Below are 17,456 nucleotides of genomic sequence, written 5' to 3'. Positions count from 1 at the left end.
ACGAACCGGATGCGCGCACGGGACTCTTCGCCTCTTACATTCTGCCTGACAGGTTTTACCTGGCTCACCCTCGGCTCCATGCTTGGGTTGGCGATCCTTATCGGGTTGGTCCGTGGTACTCCACTGCCGTCATGGGTACGGTCACTCCACGTTCATGCAACGCTGATCGGCGGAGTGGCGCAGATTATTCTCGGCGGGCTTCTTTTGCTCGTCGCTCCACCTGAGTCGAAAGCCAACCTAGGATCAGACGCTCGCCCCTTCACATTCTGGGCATTAAACGGCGGCGTAATCGTGATGCTCGTCGGCTTTTGGTTGCATCGCGATCTGGTTGTGGGTATCGCCGGCCTCGTCGTGATTGCCGGGGTTCTCGCTCTCATCCGCGGCATATGGACGGGTGCCAGGCCGACCTGGAACTGGTCGTTCGGCCCATCGTGGTACATCGCGCTCCTGTTCTTCGGCCTTGTCGGCGGATCGATCTGCGGAGCGCTCATGGCGTTCGGGGTTTTCCCAGAACACCACGGTTATGTACGGCTTGCGCACATCCATCTTGTCGTGCTCGGGTTTGCGACATTGGCCCTCATCCACATGATGCACCAGATCCTGCCGACCGTCTGGAGCACGACGCTCGCACACCCGAGGCTGGTACGGTTCACGACCATCTTCCTGGCGATGGGAGTGGTCGCCCTGATCGGTGGATTTTTGAATTCATCCGTTCCGGTTGAAATGCTGGCTGGTGCCGTTTTATTCGTGAGCGTTGGACTCCTGATCGGCAACCTGTTCGGAACGTGGCTCTCCTCCGCCCACACCGGAAGCGCCGCATCGGACCATCTCCTGGTCTCGAGCTTCTTTCTCCTGTTCACCGTCCTGCTTGGTATCCTGATCGGAGCGAACAACTGGTCCAGCCCCCCGGTGTTGCCATACGGCACACTCCACCTGGTTGCCTACACCCATATGGCATTCGTCGGCTTCATCATGAACGCGACCATGGGTACATGCTCTCATCTTCTTCCCATAGCCCTTGCCGCCCGTCGCGTCGCCGGTCACAAGAAACGTACTCTCTACTGTGATCAACTCGCCGCCATCATGAATCGTTGGAGATCCATACAGATTGCCACGCTTTCTCTCGGAACGATGGGGATCGGTATCTTGGCGACCCTCACCTGGAATGTCCCGCTGAGCTCGATCTATATCCACACAACGATGTGGACATGTGTCGTTCTGTTATTGGCCAGCTTTCTTCTCTTCGCGGTCAAGCTGACCGCCATGGTGTCCAAACAACCTAAGCACCTTGCCTCCCACCATGAGTCGAGTCCGACGGCAACTCCAAGCTGACAGTATGAATGAGCCTCTCCCCTGGTCTCCCACCTGACCACGCCATCGGATTCTGTTACAATCCGACCATGGAAGAACGATTCTCATTTCTTGATTCCCACAGCCATCGAGTGGCCGCTATCTTGACCAAACCCAGCAGAGAAACGGATAAGATCGCAGTGCTGTGTCACGGTTTTCTTTCGTCAAAAACAAGCTCGACGAACAACGCCCTGACTCGAATGCTCATAGAGCAAAACATCGCTACCTTTCGCTTTGATTTCTTTGGGCAGGCGGAAAGCGAGGGGCCGTTCGATCAGATCACCGTCACCGTGGCCGTCGAACAGGCCATCGCAGCGATCGATTTGATGCAGCAGAAAGGGTTTCGGCATATCGGTTTGATGGGATCGAGTTTTGGCGGCCTGGTTTCGATACTCACTGCTTCACAACGTGCGGACCTCACGTGCCTCGCGCTCAAATGCCCGGTGGTGGATTTCGCGGAAGAGCTACGGTTGGAGTTTGGAGAGGAGGGCATGGCGCAGTGGAAGGCAACCGACACGATTCCCAATATCATGGGCGGTCCTGACCGAGTGAAACTACAGTATGCTTTTTATGACGATTGCCTGCGACAGATTGCCTACGATCCCGCTCGATCCATCACGGTGCCCACGGTGATCGTCCAAGGAGACCAGGATGAACATGTCCCGCTTCATCAAAGTCGACAGCTGTACGAAGCGTTACGAGTCAAGAAACACCTCGAGCTGGTCCCCGGCGCCGATCATCAGTTCACCAAGGGTCAGGATTTCATCCGCATGACCCAGGTCATTGCGGACTGGTTGACCCGGCACCTCACCTCCACACAGCGCTAACCAGCCAGTCCGGACCAACCTGACATGGCTCCACAAGAAGTGGCCTCGCTCCAGCCTGTTCCAAGTGGTTCGGTCTGGAAATGCCATTTGGTACAACCTACCCGTCCTAACCGTCCAGTAGACGTTCACTATCCGACAGAAACCTGGTGCAATGCGACCTTATGAGAAGGTGTCCCCCTACCAAGCCTCGTCTTCCTCTTTGGCATACCGGTTGCGTACTACCGTGATCTCGCGTGTACGCTGATCCACAGGACATGATCACAATGCTTCATTCTAAGCACATCTTCATCGGCTCGGTGGCGACGGTCATGCTCGTGTTGTGTGCAAGTATCCTGAGTGCCGAAACAGTGAAGAGTGGCCGTCACAGCTTGATTCATAGACCTACATTCCAGCCCAGACCAGCCGCGACACTCGATTCAGCCACCAGCCACTCCCGTCCGGATCCAAACTTGGTTTTACCCTCGACGCCACCATCCTCATTCCGTCACAAGTTGGTGAAGAGGCCGACGGTGCCGCCCTTGACGGCTCCCCAACCCAATGACAGACTCCCTTCGAATGCCCCACGACTTGGCGATGCCTCAACCTCGGCAAAGCCCTGAGTTCAGGTCGCCACCACGACACCGGCACCTGATACCCTGTCATGTCCCTGATCAGCAGCTACTGAGTGATGGATCTTGCACAGCGAAACCCCGTATAGCTGTTGCGGGTATCTGGAGAGAGCTTGAATCGCCCATAGGTGAGGAGATACTTCGGCAGATCCGACCACGAACCGCCGCGCACTACTTTGAATTGACCCTGTACCGGCCCGGTTGGGCTTGGATCCGGTGAGCTGTCGTAAGAGTCGATCGCATACCAGTCCTGAACCCATTCATACACATTCCCCGCCATATGATGGAGACCAAACGGGCTTCTGCCACGAGGATGTGATTGCACCGGCGAAAGCACACCGTCATAACTAAACCGCGCGCCAAGCGCAAAGTTGGCACGTTGGTTCGTCGGCGTCTGACTGCCCCAGGGATAGGACCGTCCATCGGTGCCGCGCGCTGATTTTTCCCATTCGGCTTCGGTCGGGAGTCGTTTGTCCTTCCACCGGCAATAGGCCTCCGCATCATGCCAGCTCACGCCGATGACCGGTCGATCACCATGACGAGCAAGTGCCACGGTCTCCCATTGCCAAGGAGGTGGTTGCTGTCCTGTACGAAGGAACTCTGCATACTCAGCCGTCGTGACCTCATATTGATCGATCTGAAAGGCATCGAGCCAGACGCGATGTGCCGGTCGCTCATCCTCCAACGCCTGAACCCCATCAAGCCCCATGAGGAATTGTCCGGCCGGGATCTCGATCATCGGTGTGTCGGTGACACCCGCGCCGACATGCTTGAATTTCTTCAGGCGCTCTAACTGGCCTGGAACCAGTAGAGGGTCCCATAGGACGCTCAACACGATGAGGACTTGTAGAATCCGCATCATTGCGCGATCACACCTTAACTGCCCCCGACACACTCACTCAGATCCCGAAGCAGGCGGGTGCTGAATTTCCTCCAGCACAAACTGTCTTGGCAAGAGAACGGGCAAGATGATCCCGATCGGATCACCACGCTTGATCGAGGTGGGCTTGTGAAGCTGCAGGAGAAAGTTGGCGGTGAAGGCTTCGTAGTCCGGCAACCACGCATACTGATTCGGGGTGCGCTTGTACTCCTGCGTCTTGATCCCTTCCCACACGGTGAAGGTCCGTTCCGGGTAGTGATAAAAGTGATTGGGCATATCCTTCATCATCAAGCCGACATGCTTCGGATAATAGAGACGAACTCCGCAACAGAGTTTTGGGTAGCCGCTGTTCAGAATCACATCGACATACATGCCGGAAAAGGTCTTGTACCCGAGGAGTCGCTCTTCCGGCAGGATCTGAGGCGATTGCCACCGAACACCCTCGGCGGTGCGGCGCAATTTCACGTCCGCCGGACAGCGGATGAGCCAGCCATAGTTGCCCACCGTTCGCACCGGCCCACAGTCATCCGGCAACACCTTGTAGCCGCCGGCGGCAAGCGCCCGCTGCTCATCCAACGTCATGTTGCTCAACATCGGCCGATGGGGGTGAAAGTCCAGCTTCAGCCGCTCCGGCGGAAAGGCGGTCGAGTATTCCCGCTCCCAATAGATGACGATCTTGTCGGACGTCTCATCCGAGGTTGTCGGTTCGTTGGTTTGGCCTTCCATGAGGGTGACAGTAATCGAATCGGCTGGGTTCGCACAAGAGGCTGGCCGCCCTTCTGGGCGGGCTTATGATCAGTCGTGCGCGAACCGAGTTTTGCTTGTCGCTATACAAAAAACCCGTATAGTGGAGGTGCAACTCACAAGGAGACTGACGCCCCATGCCAAAAATCGATGAATTGTTCCGTATGATGCTTGAACACAAGGCTTCGGATCTTCATCTGATTGCCGGCCAAGTTCCAGGCTTTCGGATCAACGGTGAATTGGAACGTCTGCCGGGAACCGTCATGCTCGAGAACCAGGCCCTTCATGAGATGCTCTACGAGATCGCGCCGAGTTCCAAGAAGGAAGTCTTTGAAGCGACCGGTGACGTGGACTTTGGCTATGAAATTGCCGGCGTTGCCCGGTTCCGATCAAACTTTTTCAACCACAAGCACGGCATTGGCGCAGTGTTTCGGAAGATTCCCACCACCATCGTCTCTGCCGAAGAGCTGGGCCTCCCCCCCGTACTGACACGCGCGGCCATGCTACGGAAAGGGCTGGTGCTCGTGACGGGGCCGACCGGGAGCGGTAAATCCACCACCTTGGCGGCGATGGTCGACTATGCCAACCGCAATCGGAAAGATCATATTCTGACCATCGAAGATCCGATCGAGTTCGTCCATCAAAGCAAGAGCTGCATCGTCAACCACCGAGAAATCGGCCTCCACACCGTCACCTTCGGCTCAGCTCTGCGGGGCGCCCTCCGAGAAGATCCGGATATTATCCTCGTCGGCGAGATGCGAGATCTCGAGACCATTGCGCTGGCGGTGGAAGCAGCGGCAACCGGGCATTTGGTGTTCGGCACGCTGCACACGGAAAATGCCGCGAAGACGGTCGACCGCATCATCGAAGTCTTCCCGTCCTCGGAGCAACCGCAGATTCGCAACACGCTCTCTACGGCGCTGCGCGTCATCGTCGCGCAGAACCTCTTTAAGCGAATTGATCAGAAGGGACGGTGTGCAGCGCTGGAGATCTTGGTCTGCACCCCGGCCGTCAGTAATCTCATCCGGGACGCCAAAACGTTTCAGATCGCCTCAGCCATGCAGACCGGGAAGAACGTCGGCATGCAGACCTTGGATGATGCAATTCAGGATCTGCTCACCAAGAAATGGATCTCGCCGGAAGAGGCCTACGAGAAGGCCATCGACAAGAACCGCTTCGCCAAGCTCCTCAAAACCCCGCCGGATGCGCTGCAATAGTCATGGATGGGCCACTGCATATCAAGCCCAGACTTTCGACTGCACCACTCTTTTGGTGTACGCCTTCTTATTCATAGCGCGGTACACAACAACGACGCCGCTCTCCTGCTCACCCAAGAATTCTGCCTCCCAGAACATCATCACTCAACAAGCATGAGGTCAGCCTCGCAGTTTGCCATGTACACAGACCAATGTTTCACCCTAGCCACTGCCTGTTACGTATCATCCGACGGTGAAATGAAGGCTTATCCCTACAACCATTACACAATGGTCACGCACGCATCATAATCACTCCACAGAACCGGTTGACTCCCTTAGGTTTGTACAATCCTTTACGGTCCGTCTGTGGAATGGGACATGCATCTCTTAGGGGCTACCGATATGTCCAAGTTGACCAAGCACGCCTTATACACGAGTTCATACTTTTGCGCACGACGGTATCCAGCATCGAAAGGAGTTCCATCATGTCCCGACATCATGTGTCACGGTTGTTCCTCATCGTTGTGTCAGCCAGCTTGGTGATAAGCCTACCTCTGGCCTCCTGGGCACAAGACGCCCGGTGCACCTCGCGTGGAACACCAATTGGCGCGTTGCCTCCGGCTGTCCCTATCTGGTGTCTGCCTGAGGGTGCCACCGGTTCCGCTACCTTTCATCAAGGAGGGAATGCCTGGACGGATGATTTTCAACATGGTTTGTCCAATGCACCCATGGGAAATGGCTACCGAGAATTCCAATTAGGCGCTACCACACGTTTTGCGCATTTCCGCCATAACGACCATTGGATGCAAGATGTCGCGGCTGATCGAAAAGGGGGAACCGTGCTGCGGCCCGAACGCGCCTTCCAGTTCGATAACGACAAATTGATCATCGAAACTGATTTTGCGGCCGGAGTACAGAGCTACGGGAACGGGATTTGGGGCGAGATCGTCATTACGACGGCCCAGAATCCGACGGGAGAACGAGCCGATGCACTATACGCATATGATCACTTCCCCGGTCACTATACCCTCGGATGCCGGCTCCAGACGGATCGGATTATCGTCTGTTCACTTTTCGACAATAGTGCTCGTGGAATTAATCAGGGAGGCCGAATTTGGGAGATGTCCTTCTTCCAAAAAGTCGGGCAGGTTTCGGAGGGCGGAGGACCCTGGGGAGAGGGGGCCACGAAGTTTCGCGTCTGTAATGGTTCCGACCCTGATGTGAATTGCCGTGATCGATTTCGGCTTGAGCTTACGCCTACCTCTCTCGAACTCTATGTGAACGGCTATCGCTACTTTGCACAGACCGGCCTCCCGGCTCTACCAAGCGCCCTGACAAACCGTCCCATCTACACATATTTTGCGGGAGTCGTGGCGGGCACATTGCCAGGGGACCAGACCGTCCGCTTCCATTGGGACCGAATCGCGGTTGGCACGATTTCGACTACTCCACCACCAGCGCCTGTTTGCAGGCTTCAGCGACAGGAGACCAATGGTTCTTGGACTACTATCCAACAACCGGTAACTTGCCCTTGAGGCACGTGGCGATCTGAACGGGCAGCAAACCCGTATGGAGATCAAATCACAAGCTCAAGATACCGACCCCCATAGGCTTAAGAAGAACGTCGGCAGGCAGACTTTGGATGACGCAATTCAAGATCTCCTCACGAAGAAATGGATTGCGCCGGAAGAAGCGTACGAGAAGTCCATCGACAAGAACCGATTCGCTAAGCTCCTCAAAACTCCACCGGATGCGCTGCAGTAGCTTCGATTCACGTCGTCATAGAGAACGATACGCGATTCACTTACAACTAGTCCCTTATGGCCTCCCAGTTAGCGTAGTGCCTAACTGAACAAGAGATAAACCTTCTTTGCCTTTCGAGGTTGATGGGGCGCCACAAGAGACAATGAAACAATGGCCTGACCTCGCAAAAACATCAGGATGCCCACTTGAGCTCCAGCTTTTTCTGGTTGAGGGCACAATCCCTCAGGTACAGATTGATAAGATGCTGATACGGCATGCCAAGCTCATCGGCCAGTCCTTTAAAATAAGATATTGTTGTGCCGTCCAATCTAATCGTGATGGGCTTCTTGAGCAATTTCCGGTAGGGATTCCGAACACCCTTCATCTTCGAAAAGTCATATTGTTCTCTCATCTATCACCTCTTATAGATTCTGGTTTCACTTCGGGTGGCTTTCCGTGCCGAGATGATCCGGATAACTCGATCACTTTCCCTGTAGCAATGGCAGACAACCAGTACCCGCATTCTGAAGCTGATACCCAGCATGAGAAAGCGATCTTCGTCGCCGGAGTGATCGGGATCGTAGAATCTGATCGCATGATCATCGAGAAATACCGTCTGCGCTTCTTCGAATGAGACGCCGTGCTTTTTTATATTGCTGCGATTCTTTGCTTCATCCCATTCGAAGCGCAACTCATGCATATGTACAGTGTACATAACCGAGACACCATCGGCAATGCCAATTATCAGGCAATACGGGAATAGAATGATGAAACGCCCGTGAGAGAGCTAAAGATCTTGGTCTGCACCCCAGCCGTCAGCAATCTTATCCGGAACGCCAAAACGCTTCCGATCGCCTCAGCCATGCAGACCTTGGATGACGCGATTCAGGATCTCCTCACGAAGAAATGGATTTCACCGGAAGAGGCGTACGAGAAGTCTATCGATAAGAACCGCTTCGCCAAGCTCCTCAAAGCTCCACCGGATGCGCTGCAGTAACAACGAGCAATGGTCGTGATTAGGTCGCCTAGAAAGTCGACGCGCGGCGATCTGTGCAGGCACCATCCCTAAGATCGTGTTTGTACAGAACACAATGTGACGCCAGATATGTCCGCACGCGAGTATGCACGGAGCAAGACGAACTCCTAGCTTCATCTTCGTTGATCATGTCGACTGCAGTTTTAGCTCCTACTCTCCAGATCAGAAAAGAATTTCTCGATTCTTTCAGGCTTCTCTGAATAGGCCCGTGCGAGCGACACATTGAAAGCCATTTTGCTAAGGCGTGAGCGAACCTTTTCAACCTGGGTCTCCCAGTGCTTGTCTAAGAGCACGTACTCACAATACGAAAGCGGGACAACAGCATGCATGAAGTCAATCGCATGATTCCTCGACACCTTCACGCCCTTATCAAGGAGAAGCGTTCGCGCCAACTCCCGGAGAACGTATCGAGTCCCCCGTTGAATCTTAAGGCCCGCTGGCAACCGCGCTACTGCAGAGCGCAGCTCTCGTCTCTGATTATGCTTATTCCTTAGCGCCTCAATGCGCTGGGCCACGGTGTCGGCTAGTTTGTCAAAATCAGAGTGCAGACGATTGCTCTGAACTCTTCGGAAGAGTTTGCGCATCGTGAAATCAGTAAGCGTGTCCGAATTCAGTTGGTCGAACGCGCTAAGAAATCCAGCATCAGCGTGTGGTGGGACAGGCACCCTAATACGGCCAGACAATATTTCATCCTCCCGTTGGATTACTGAGAACGGGTCCGAGTCGAGAAAAAAGATTCTCGGGAAATTAGCTGCACAAAATTCTTCCGCCATCTTTCCTTGGTCTTGGTCAGTGACCTTTGAGAACTCAGCCAGGTTCAGCCAAGAGAGCGCAAGCGTACCTCCGCGTCCTTCCAACGTGCGTGTAAACCGCTTTGCCAGCACAGAGTCTTGTGAAAACTTCCGCAAAGCCCAGTGGTCAAGATATACGGTGGGAGAGAGGTCCTGTTGGATGACGATCGGAACGCCGTCTGCATTCATCTCGCGTCTGACCATCTATGTTTCCTGACCCGGATAAGAGCTACCTACTGAGCACAATGCCCGGTATACCTTTCGTTATCAGGCAGCAAGTTGGCACGTGATGCTTCTGTGTGTGACAAGCAGGGTTGGGAGTTGTTTTAGCCAGGACTCACCGAGTTACGACCTTGAAGGTGTCCCCGGCAAGAATAAGTCCCTCAGTACCGTCGGCAAGCTTGACTTTGAAGCCATCAAAATTCTCACCGTGGTAGACAGCGACGACATGGGCCGTCTCGCCTGCTTTCAGAGTCGCGATCACCTTTCCTGGCTCAACCCCAGTACTTGTCGACCCAGTTGAAGATGATGCCGGTTCAATACTTCGAAGATCCGTCGGCATCTCTATTTCTAGGAAGTTTTCTCGTTCACCGCACCCGGCAGAAATGACTGCGATAAAGATAAAGCTACCCACCAAAGTCCAGCAATCACGCAATCGTCCTCTCAAGATGATCCATGAATCTTCTCGCATATACCCCTCAATAAATGATTCCCCCAACCACCCAATGCCGGTCATCGGGGATGTCGATCAACAACCTGGTGAGATTCATGCGAGCTAGCTGCGTACCGATTTCATCTTCAGTAAAAGCTGCGAGCAAGGAATTGTAAAAATCCCGGCGCAGAATGTCCGGTTCATTGGAGGCATATTGATCGACGATGGCCTGTGCCGCTTCCGGCGAGTCTGGCCGGAGCAGGTCCATCACCAACACCGGTGCCCCGGGCTTCACAAGCTGGCGAAGCTTCTGCCAGAGCTGCAACGGATTCGGCAGATGATGAAGCAGGCTGTTCGAGATCGCGGCATCGACGATTCTGGCACCGGCAATCTCTTCAAACCGTTCGCAGCGCAGCGTAATGCGATCCGTCAAACCGGCCTGCTGCACCGCCTGTTCTCCGAGCTGAATCATCGGCGCAGAAGCGTCGATCCCGATGACTCGGCAATCGGGATACAGCTTGGCGAACCGGATGGGGATATCACCCGGACCACACCCAAGATCCAGAACCATCCCCTGTGCAAACTCCGGGAAGTATTCCCGAAACCGTTCAACGAATCCCTGATTTTCTTCTTCGAAATCAGCTTTGCCATAGGCTTCAACCTGCTTAGGATCGTCCATGAGTTCTGGTTCAAGTTTGCGTTCCATCAGATTAACTCCAAGAGCCTATGGCCAATAGCTGATGTCACAAGTAAAGAGGCATGAGAAAGGTTGTGCTTCTTGCCATACGCGATATGCCATCGGCTATTCGCTCTCTATCTCCACCACGTCTCCCGGCCTTACGACACCCCCGTGCAGCACCTTGGCATAGACACGACTCCAGCCGGGATTGAGCTTCTGCGCAATGCGCGAGAAGTCCTCATCACGAAACCAGCGGCCATTGTGGCTGCAGGGAGTCGTATAGCTGGTGACCTCAAGTTCGACATCAGGTCCAACCGTCAATCGAATGCCGGGTTTCACCAAATCCCACTCCAATCCCGACAAAGTCAGATTCTCCCCGGATGACCCGGCTTCGATCGAGTGGCCTTCATCTTGAAGTCGTTCAATGAGCTCGAGCGAATACAAACAGACGGCACGATCCGATCCACCGTGGAACTTGAGGTTGCGCTGCCGATCGCCAGCCAGCCCCTCTTTACTGAGCGTGGCTTCCCAGACGGGGAGTTTCGGAACTCCCCCGTCGGATACGTTGATCTGATGCACATGGGGATAGGGCGGCCTGCTCGGCATCGTTAGCCCTCTCCGTCACACGGGTCTGGCTTCAAAAATTTCATGGCTACCCACCCCTCTTCCTCACACCGCTCCGTGCACACCAGGCCAAGACCGGACAAGTGATCGATGATTTCAACCTGCTGTTCAACGAGAATGCCGGAGACCACGAGTTTCGCCCCCTGCATCACCAACCCGGCCAAGTCGTCGGCAAGATTCAAGACCGTCTGTCGATCGAGATTAGCCAACACGAGATCGGCGACTGGTTGCCTTTCCAGTGGCAAATCAGCCAACGTCCCGCACAGGATGTCGATCTGATCGTTCAATCCATTCTGGGCGACATACTCTCTCGCACAATCGACCGCGACAGGATCAATCTCAACACCGACAGCGGACGCCGCACCAAGCTTTACCGCAGCCATGGCCAAGATGGCGCTACCGGCACCGACATCCAGCACCCTTTCTCCACCGCGGATGTCTTGCTGCAACCACATGAGCACCATGCGCGTCGTCGCATGATGACCGGTGCCGAAGGCTTGTTTCGGATCCAGCACGATCTCGATGTCGTTCGCGTCCAGCGTGACCCACTCCCAACTGGGTCGAACGACCAGTTTTCCGATCCAGAGGGGCTGCACGGAACGAGCCCAGACTTCGTTCCAATCCTGGGAGGGAACCTGGTTCACCGACACAGGAACCTCCCCAAGCGACGGCGCCAGGTCGGCGAGGGCCAGCCGCAATGAGACAAGCCGTGCCTCGCTCCACTGAGCCTCCGGCCAATACAGATGGATCACGCCATGATCTTCCCATGCGCCTTGCACTGCCGCATCATTCAACCGACTCAATAACTCCCCTGCATCCAGCTTTTCCTGGATACAGACATCGATCCACTGGTCCGGCATGTGACTCCGTCACGGAATGTGTTGATCTGATGATCTGTTGAGGTGGGCCATTTGAAGTTTCTGCATTCAACAGATCGACAGATACTCAGATTGTCATTTGACGTGCGAATCTGTTCCCAGTAATGTCGCGTATATATGACCACCTCACGAAGCGCGCAACTCACCACGATCATTCGTCGGACGGATCGGCTCATCGAACGCGGCACCGGTATCAGCGCATCCTTTACACGGTGGCGGCTGGCCATTTTCCTCATCAGCCTCGTCGTGACGATCACGCTCTACAAGCTCGACTGGTACCAGAGCGGAAATCTCAGTCTCGGGCTGTTCCTGGCTCTCTTCATCACCGTGGCGGCGTATCATAACAGGGTAGAATCTGGGATTCACCGACTTCGCCATTGGAGACAGATCAAGCTGACGCATCTGGCTCGGATGGTATTGGATTGGTCTGCGATTCCACCACGGCCCGGTGAGGCCCCGAAAGCTCATCCGTTCGCCGCCGATTTGGATCTCTTCGGCGCGCATTCCCTCACCATCTCCTCGACACCACGGTGTCGGACCATGGCCGAGCACGGTTACAGAGCTGGCTCCTAGAGCAACCAACGCCCCCTGCAGACTGGCTTGCACGGCAATCTTTGGTGAAAGAACTGACACCCCGATCCTTATTTCGTGACCGTCTTGCACTCGATGCGAAACTCACAGGAGACCAAGAAATCAACGGCGCGCGGTTGGCCGCCGTCGCGGAGCATCCGATCAACTTGCCGCACCTCGATACCATCCTTGTGGTCCAAAGCCTCCTCGCCCTGACGACCATCAGCCTGGCCCTCGCCACGATCTTCGGCCTACTCCCCGGCTATTGGATGTTTTCGTTCGCAGCCTACGTCCTGATCTACTTCATGACGGATCAAGGAGAAGAGTTGCTGGAGCACGCCGTCGGCCTGCATCACGAAACTGAGCGTCTAGCCACGCTACTTGGTTATATTGAGCGGTACGCGAGACAACGAAACACGGCACTCGCTTCAACATGGGCCACGCTGATCGGCGACGCCAGTCCCACATTGCAGCTCGCACGCGCCGCACGCACGTTGCACGCGATCAGTATCAAGGCGCACCCACTCGTCCATCTGGCAATCAACGCGCTGTGCCCATGGGATCTCTGGTTTCTGCGCCGGCTGATTCGTACGCAACACGAGATCAAACAAGCCCTCCCGCAGTGGCTGAACTGTTTGGCGGAAGTCGAAGCGGCGTCGGCACTGGCCACCTTTGCGTATCTCCACCCCACCTACACATGGCCGACTCCACTCACTCTGACCGGCGAACAGAACGGCACCCCTCCACGTGTGCAGGCTGATTGCCTTGCACACCCGCTGCTGTCCGTCAACACCCGCGTGGCTAACGATGTTCGTTTAGCCGGGCGTGGCTCGATCCACCTCATCACCGGCTCAAACATGTCCGGCAAGAGCACGTTTCTCCGCACGATCGGCATCAACCTCTGTCTCGCACAAGCCGGGGGGCCTGTCTGCGCGCACTCGTTCGAATGGACATGGAGCCGGCTGGCCTGTTGTATCCGCGTCGATGATTCGCTCGATGCCGGTTTGTCGTTTTTCTACGCGGAAGTCAAACGACTCAAAGCCATCCTGGATGCGACTCAGGAGTCGACCGCGCCACCCACATTGTTCCTGATCGATGAGATTTTCAAAGGCACCAACAATCGGGAGCGGCTCATCGGGAGTCGGGCGTACATCACGGAACTCGCCAAAGGGAACGGGTATGGCCTTGTGAGCACGCACGACCTGGAATTAGCCGATCTGGAGCACGCCGTACCCGGCCTCACAAACGCACACTTTCAGGAGACTGTCTCGGCAGGGGCGCTGACGTTCGACTACCAGTTTCGACCTGGCCCTTGTCCCACAACGAATGCCCTACGGATCATGGAGCTGGAAGGGTTGCCTATTTCCTCCAACGCTACGAATCAGGCACAATAGGCTGCACGGATGAGCACTCCAGCCGGTTCTGAAACCCAGTTTCGCTCCCATCCCCTTCGTGCCCTCCTCTTCGCCCAGTTTTGCAGCGCGTTCAATGACAACGCTTGGAAGTTGATGGTCGCGCTCCTCCTGATCCACCAGGTCGCTGCGGCTGTCGGCCAAACCGGCCCCGCTTTTGAAGCGGCTTCTCAGACTCAGGCTACTATCGCCTTCGTCGTGTTCACGCTGCCGCTCATGCTGTTCTCCCTGGTCGCCGGAGTCTTTGCGGATCGATTCAGCAAGCGCACCGTTATCATCGCGATGAAGATCGTTGAAGTGGCCTTGATGGGAGCCGGAACGGTGGTGCTCTGGAGTCATCCCACCGGCGGCACGGCCCTCCTCGTCGTCCTCGGAGCCATGGGGGTTCATAGCGCGATTCTCAGCCCAGCAAAGTACGGCATCCTGCCGGAGCTGCTTCCCTATGAGCGGCTTTCCATGGGAAATGGCCTGCTGAAACTCTGGACGTTTGCAGCGATCATCGCAGGAACCTCATCCGGCGGTGTTCTCCTTCAATACAGCGAAACCGCTCCCTGGCAAGCCGGTCTCATCTTGACCATCGTTGCCGCCATGGGAACCGCAGCAGCTTATGCAATTCCGCCTGTACCTCCAGCCAGAACCGAGGGCGGCGTTGCCGAAACCCTGGCCGTGGCTTGGGCAACCATGCGTACTGACCGTCTGCTCAGCATCGCGATTGGGATCAATGTCGTGTTTTGGACCATTGCGAGCCTATTCGGGCAGGACATGCTGATCTATGCAAAGAGCCGGTTAGCACTTTCAGACGCACTTTCCGGTCTTCCGATGGCCATCCTTGCCATCGGGATCGGTATCGGGTCGGTCCTGGCCGGCCGACTTTCCGCTTCCAAGATTGAAATCGGTCTGATCCCACCGGGAGCGATCGGGTTGGCGCTAGGTCTTTTCATCCTTGGCCTCATCCCACCGAGCCTGACCTGGACGCTCGTGTTGATGGGTGGACTCGGTGTCGCCAGCGGGTTTATTAATGTCCCGATCAATGCGCTGATTCAGTGGCGAGCTCCGGCTGACCGTCGTGGCGCCGTCATCGCTCTCGGCAATACCTTCGTGTTCGGGGGAATCCTTGCCGGTTCTCTAGGCGCTGGTCTCCTGTCACGGCTCGGTTTGTCAGCCAGCGACATCTTGCTGGCCTGTGCTGTCTTGTCAATGATCGGAACCCTGGTTGTCGTGAGGTTACTGCCGAACAGCCTGCTGCGATTCATCGTCGCCCTGCTACCCCGTGTTCTGTACCACCTCACTGTGATCGGACAGGATCATATCCCACGAAAAGGCGGGGCACTGCTGGTCCCCAATCATGTGTCGTTCATCGATGGGTTCCTGCTGTTCGCAAGTTTGGATCGTCCGGTGAGGTTCGTGGTCGATGAGCACTACGCCAATCACCCACTCCTCAAGCCCTTCATGAGGCGGCTCAACGTCATCGCGATTTCTTCATCGGGAAGTCCTCGCCTGATTCTTCGCGCTCTGCGCTCGGCAGGACAGGCGTTGGATGACGGCGAGCTGGTCTGCATTTTCCCCGAAGGTCAGATCACCCGCACCGGCACGCTCCTGCCGTTCCGCCGTGGTTTCGAACGGATCGTCAAGGGACGAACGACGCCCATCATCCCGGTTCACCTTGATCGCGTCTGGGGCAGCATCTTCAGCTTCAATCACGGCCGGTTTCTGTGGAAGCTTCCTGAACGTTTTCCCTACCCCATCACCGTCTCATTCGGTGCACCGCTGCCCCCGGATACAACGGCGGACGCTGTCCGCAGAACGATTCAGGCGCTTGGCGAAGTCGCCTGGCAGCTCAGGAAATCGGGTCGTCGGTCTCTTCATCGCCAGTTTATTTCGGCCATGCGTCGCTACCCATTCCGCATGGCCATGGCCGACCAGAATCGCCCCCGGGTGTCGTCCTTACAGGCCTTGATCGGCTCCATCGTCCTCGCACGCACACTACGCCCACACTGGCAAGACCAACAGCACATCGGTGTCTTGCTGCCGCCGACAGTCGCCACAGCCCTAGTCAATGTGGCCGTCGCCCTCTGCGGAAAGACCATCGTAAACTTGAACTATACGGTCGGGAAATCCGGCTTGGAAGCCGCGGTGCGCCTGGCGGACCTGCACACGGTTCTCACGAGCCGTACCTTCGTCGAAAAAGCCAAGCTCGAACTGCCGGATGGGCCGTCGGTGATATGGCTGGAGGACATTGCCGAGACGATCGGCACGGGGCAGAAACTCTATGCGACCTTCCTGGCCTTGTTCGCTCCCTGCCGCCTCATCGAGCGTGCTTGCGGGCAGGCAACCCCGCTCACCCCAGATAGCCTGGCCACGATCATCTTCAGTAGCGGCAGCACCGGCGAGCCGAAAGGCGTCATGCTCTCCCATTTCAGTATCGATTCCAACTGCCAAGGCGCCACGCAAATGCTCCATCTCTATCAAGATGAACGCGTCCTGGGCATCTTGCCCTTCTTTCATTCATTCGGCTACATGGTGTTCTGGTTCGTGATGTTCAATAACGCGGCGATGGTCTTTCATCCCTCGCCTCTTGACGTCGCGGCCATCGGGGAACTCATTCGCCACTACCGTCTCACGTTCATCGTCATCACTCCAACCTTCTTGCAGCTCTATACCCGCCGCTGCACTCCGGAGCAATTCAGTTCGGTGCGTGTGATCCTCACCGGCGCAGAAAAACTATCGGCTCGACTTGCACAGTCTATCGAGGACAAGTTTGGGATCGGACCAATCGAAGGCTACGGTGTCACGGAATGTGCTCCGGTCATTGCCGTCAACTGTCCGGACTTTCGCGCCGCCGGCTACTATCAACCGGCGTCGCGACGAGGGACCGTCGGCCAGCCGCTCCCGGGCGTATCCGTACAGATCGTCGATCCTGATAGGTACACTCCGCTGCCTGTCGGCACCCCCGGGATGTTGTTGGTGAAAGGCCCGAACGTCATGAAGGGCTACCTGGGACGCGAAGACCTCACCGCCCAGGTCATACGGGATGGGTGGTATATCACCGGGGACATCGCCTCCATGGACGACGATGGCTTCCTGATGATCACCGACCGACTTTCTCGCTTTTCCAAGATCGGAGGCGAGATGGTTCCGCACGGGAAAGTTGAAGAAGCCTTGCAGCAGGCGGCCGAAGCAGAAACACAAGTCTTTGCTGTCACCGGCCTTCCAGATGAGAAGAAAGGCGAGCGGTTGGTCGTCCTTCATACACTAGATGATAGCCTGATTCCCGATATCCTGGTGAAGCTATCGGCCACCGGCCTTCCCAACCTCTTTATCCCCTCGCGGAGTCAGTTTGTGAAAGTCGAGGCCTTGCCGGTGTTGGGAACCGGCAAGCTGGATCTGCGCGGTGTGAAGCGAATCGCGCTGGAGCGGCTCCCCTCGGGTGAAGCGTGAAAGGTATCTCGTGAAGGGAAGGTCCCAG

Annotated in this window: 18 protein-coding genes; 9 read left to right on the top strand and 9 right to left on the bottom strand. The window is 56.0% G+C overall.

Annotation, left to right across the window (positions count from 1 at the left end):
* Positions 1-9 precede the first annotated feature (9 nt).
* Complete coding sequence (locus tag IPM58_14190; protein ID MBK9308191.1) at positions 10-1,332, top strand: hypothetical protein; 1,323 nt, start codon at positions 10-12, stop codon at positions 1,330-1,332.
* An 8-nt stretch (positions 1,333-1,340) separates the two neighbouring features.
* Positions 1,341-2,177 carry an alpha/beta fold hydrolase gene (locus IPM58_14185; protein MBK9308190.1) on the top strand — a complete coding sequence of 279 codons (837 nt, stop codon included), beginning with the start codon at positions 1,341-1,343 and terminating at the stop codon, positions 2,175-2,177.
* A gap of 657 nt (positions 2,178-2,834) precedes the next feature.
* Here IPM58_14185 and IPM58_14180 read toward each other — a convergent pair.
* Positions 2,835-3,647, bottom strand: a complete 813-nt coding sequence (locus tag IPM58_14180) for a formylglycine-generating enzyme family protein (protein MBK9308189.1) — start codon at positions 3,645-3,647, stop codon at positions 2,835-2,837.
* Between the two features lie 33 nt (positions 3,648-3,680).
* Entirely contained in the window at positions 3,681-4,391 is a 711-nt protein-coding gene (locus IPM58_14175) for a hypothetical protein (protein ID MBK9308188.1), read from the bottom strand.
* A gap of 155 nt (positions 4,392-4,546) precedes the next feature.
* Between IPM58_14175 and IPM58_14170 the strand changes: the two genes are divergently transcribed.
* From IPM58_14170 to IPM58_14160, 3 genes are all read left to right on the top strand, one after another.
* On the top strand, positions 4,547-5,626 hold the full coding sequence (locus tag IPM58_14170; protein MBK9308187.1) for a type IV pilus twitching motility protein PilT: 1,080 nt from the start codon (positions 4,547-4,549) through the stop codon (positions 5,624-5,626).
* A 464-nt stretch (positions 5,627-6,090) separates the two neighbouring features.
* The gene (locus tag IPM58_14165; GenBank protein ID MBK9308186.1) at positions 6,091-7,140 is read left to right on the top strand and encodes a hypothetical protein; all 1,050 of its coding nucleotides are present in this window, start codon (positions 6,091-6,093) and stop codon (positions 7,138-7,140) included.
* A gap of 34 nt (positions 7,141-7,174) precedes the next feature.
* Positions 7,175-7,369 (top strand): hypothetical protein, encoded by a 195-nt coding sequence (locus IPM58_14160; protein ID MBK9308185.1) that lies wholly within the window; start codon positions 7,175-7,177, stop codon positions 7,367-7,369.
* 172 nt (positions 7,370-7,541) lie between these two features.
* On the opposite strand, the gene IPM58_14155 is transcribed toward IPM58_14160, so the two are convergent.
* Positions 7,542-7,760, bottom strand: a complete 219-nt coding sequence (locus tag IPM58_14155; GenBank protein ID MBK9308184.1) for an antitoxin — start codon at positions 7,758-7,760, stop codon at positions 7,542-7,544.
* Between the two features lie 3 nt (positions 7,761-7,763).
* A complete protein-coding gene (locus tag IPM58_14150) occupies positions 7,764-8,048 on the bottom strand; it encodes a BrnT family toxin (protein MBK9308183.1) in 285 nt (94 codons plus the stop codon).
* A gap of 78 nt (positions 8,049-8,126) precedes the next feature.
* On the opposite strand from IPM58_14150, the gene IPM58_14145 reads away from it, so the two are divergent.
* Complete coding sequence (locus IPM58_14145) at positions 8,127-8,345, top strand: hypothetical protein (GenBank protein ID MBK9308182.1); 219 nt, start codon at positions 8,127-8,129, stop codon at positions 8,343-8,345.
* Between the two features lie 182 nt (positions 8,346-8,527).
* Here IPM58_14145 and IPM58_14140 read toward each other — a convergent pair whose 3' ends face one another.
* The 5 genes from IPM58_14140 to IPM58_14120 all read right to left on the bottom strand — a co-directional run bounded on the left by IPM58_14140 (position 8,528) and on the right by IPM58_14120 (position 11,990).
* The gene (locus tag IPM58_14140; GenBank protein ID MBK9308181.1) at positions 8,528-9,379 is read right to left on the bottom strand and encodes a hypothetical protein; all 852 of its coding nucleotides are present in this window, start codon (positions 9,377-9,379) and stop codon (positions 8,528-8,530) included.
* Between the two features lie 133 nt (positions 9,380-9,512).
* Positions 9,513-9,866, bottom strand: a complete 354-nt coding sequence (locus IPM58_14135) for a hypothetical protein (GenBank protein MBK9308180.1) — start codon at positions 9,864-9,866, stop codon at positions 9,513-9,515.
* Between the two features lie 7 nt (positions 9,867-9,873).
* A complete protein-coding gene (locus IPM58_14130) occupies positions 9,874-10,533 on the bottom strand; it encodes a class I SAM-dependent methyltransferase (protein ID MBK9308179.1) in 660 nt (219 codons plus the stop codon).
* 96 nt (positions 10,534-10,629) lie between these two features.
* A complete protein-coding gene (locus tag IPM58_14125; protein ID MBK9308178.1) occupies positions 10,630-11,112 on the bottom strand; it encodes an MOSC domain-containing protein in 483 nt (160 codons plus the stop codon).
* 2 nt (positions 11,113-11,114) lie between these two features.
* Positions 11,115-11,990: a 50S ribosomal protein L11 methyltransferase gene (locus tag IPM58_14120; GenBank protein ID MBK9308177.1), complete on the bottom strand. Its 876-nt coding sequence runs from the start codon at positions 11,988-11,990 to the stop codon at positions 11,115-11,117.
* Between the two features lie 135 nt (positions 11,991-12,125).
* Between IPM58_14120 and IPM58_14115 the strand changes: the two genes are divergently transcribed.
* Genes IPM58_14115 through IPM58_14105 form a run of 3 tightly spaced genes read left to right on the top strand, consistent with a single transcriptional unit; the run spans position 12,126 to position 17,428 of the window.
* Positions 12,126-12,581: a hypothetical protein gene (locus tag IPM58_14115; protein MBK9308176.1), complete on the top strand. Its 456-nt coding sequence runs from the start codon at positions 12,126-12,128 to the stop codon at positions 12,579-12,581.
* 44 nt (positions 12,582-12,625) lie between these two features.
* Positions 12,626-13,972, top strand: a complete 1,347-nt coding sequence (locus IPM58_14110) for a hypothetical protein (protein ID MBK9308175.1) — start codon at positions 12,626-12,628, stop codon at positions 13,970-13,972.
* 9 nt (positions 13,973-13,981) lie between these two features.
* On the top strand, positions 13,982-17,428 hold the full coding sequence (locus IPM58_14105) for an MFS transporter (GenBank protein ID MBK9308174.1): 3,447 nt from the start codon (positions 13,982-13,984) through the stop codon (positions 17,426-17,428).
* Positions 17,429-17,456 lie beyond the last annotated feature (28 nt).

The sequence above is a fragment of the Nitrospira sp. genome, from assembly GCA_016715825.1.
Classification (GTDB): Bacteria; Nitrospirota; Nitrospiria; order Nitrospirales; family Nitrospiraceae; genus Nitrospira_D.
This window is presented reverse-complemented; position numbering and strand designations above follow the sequence as displayed.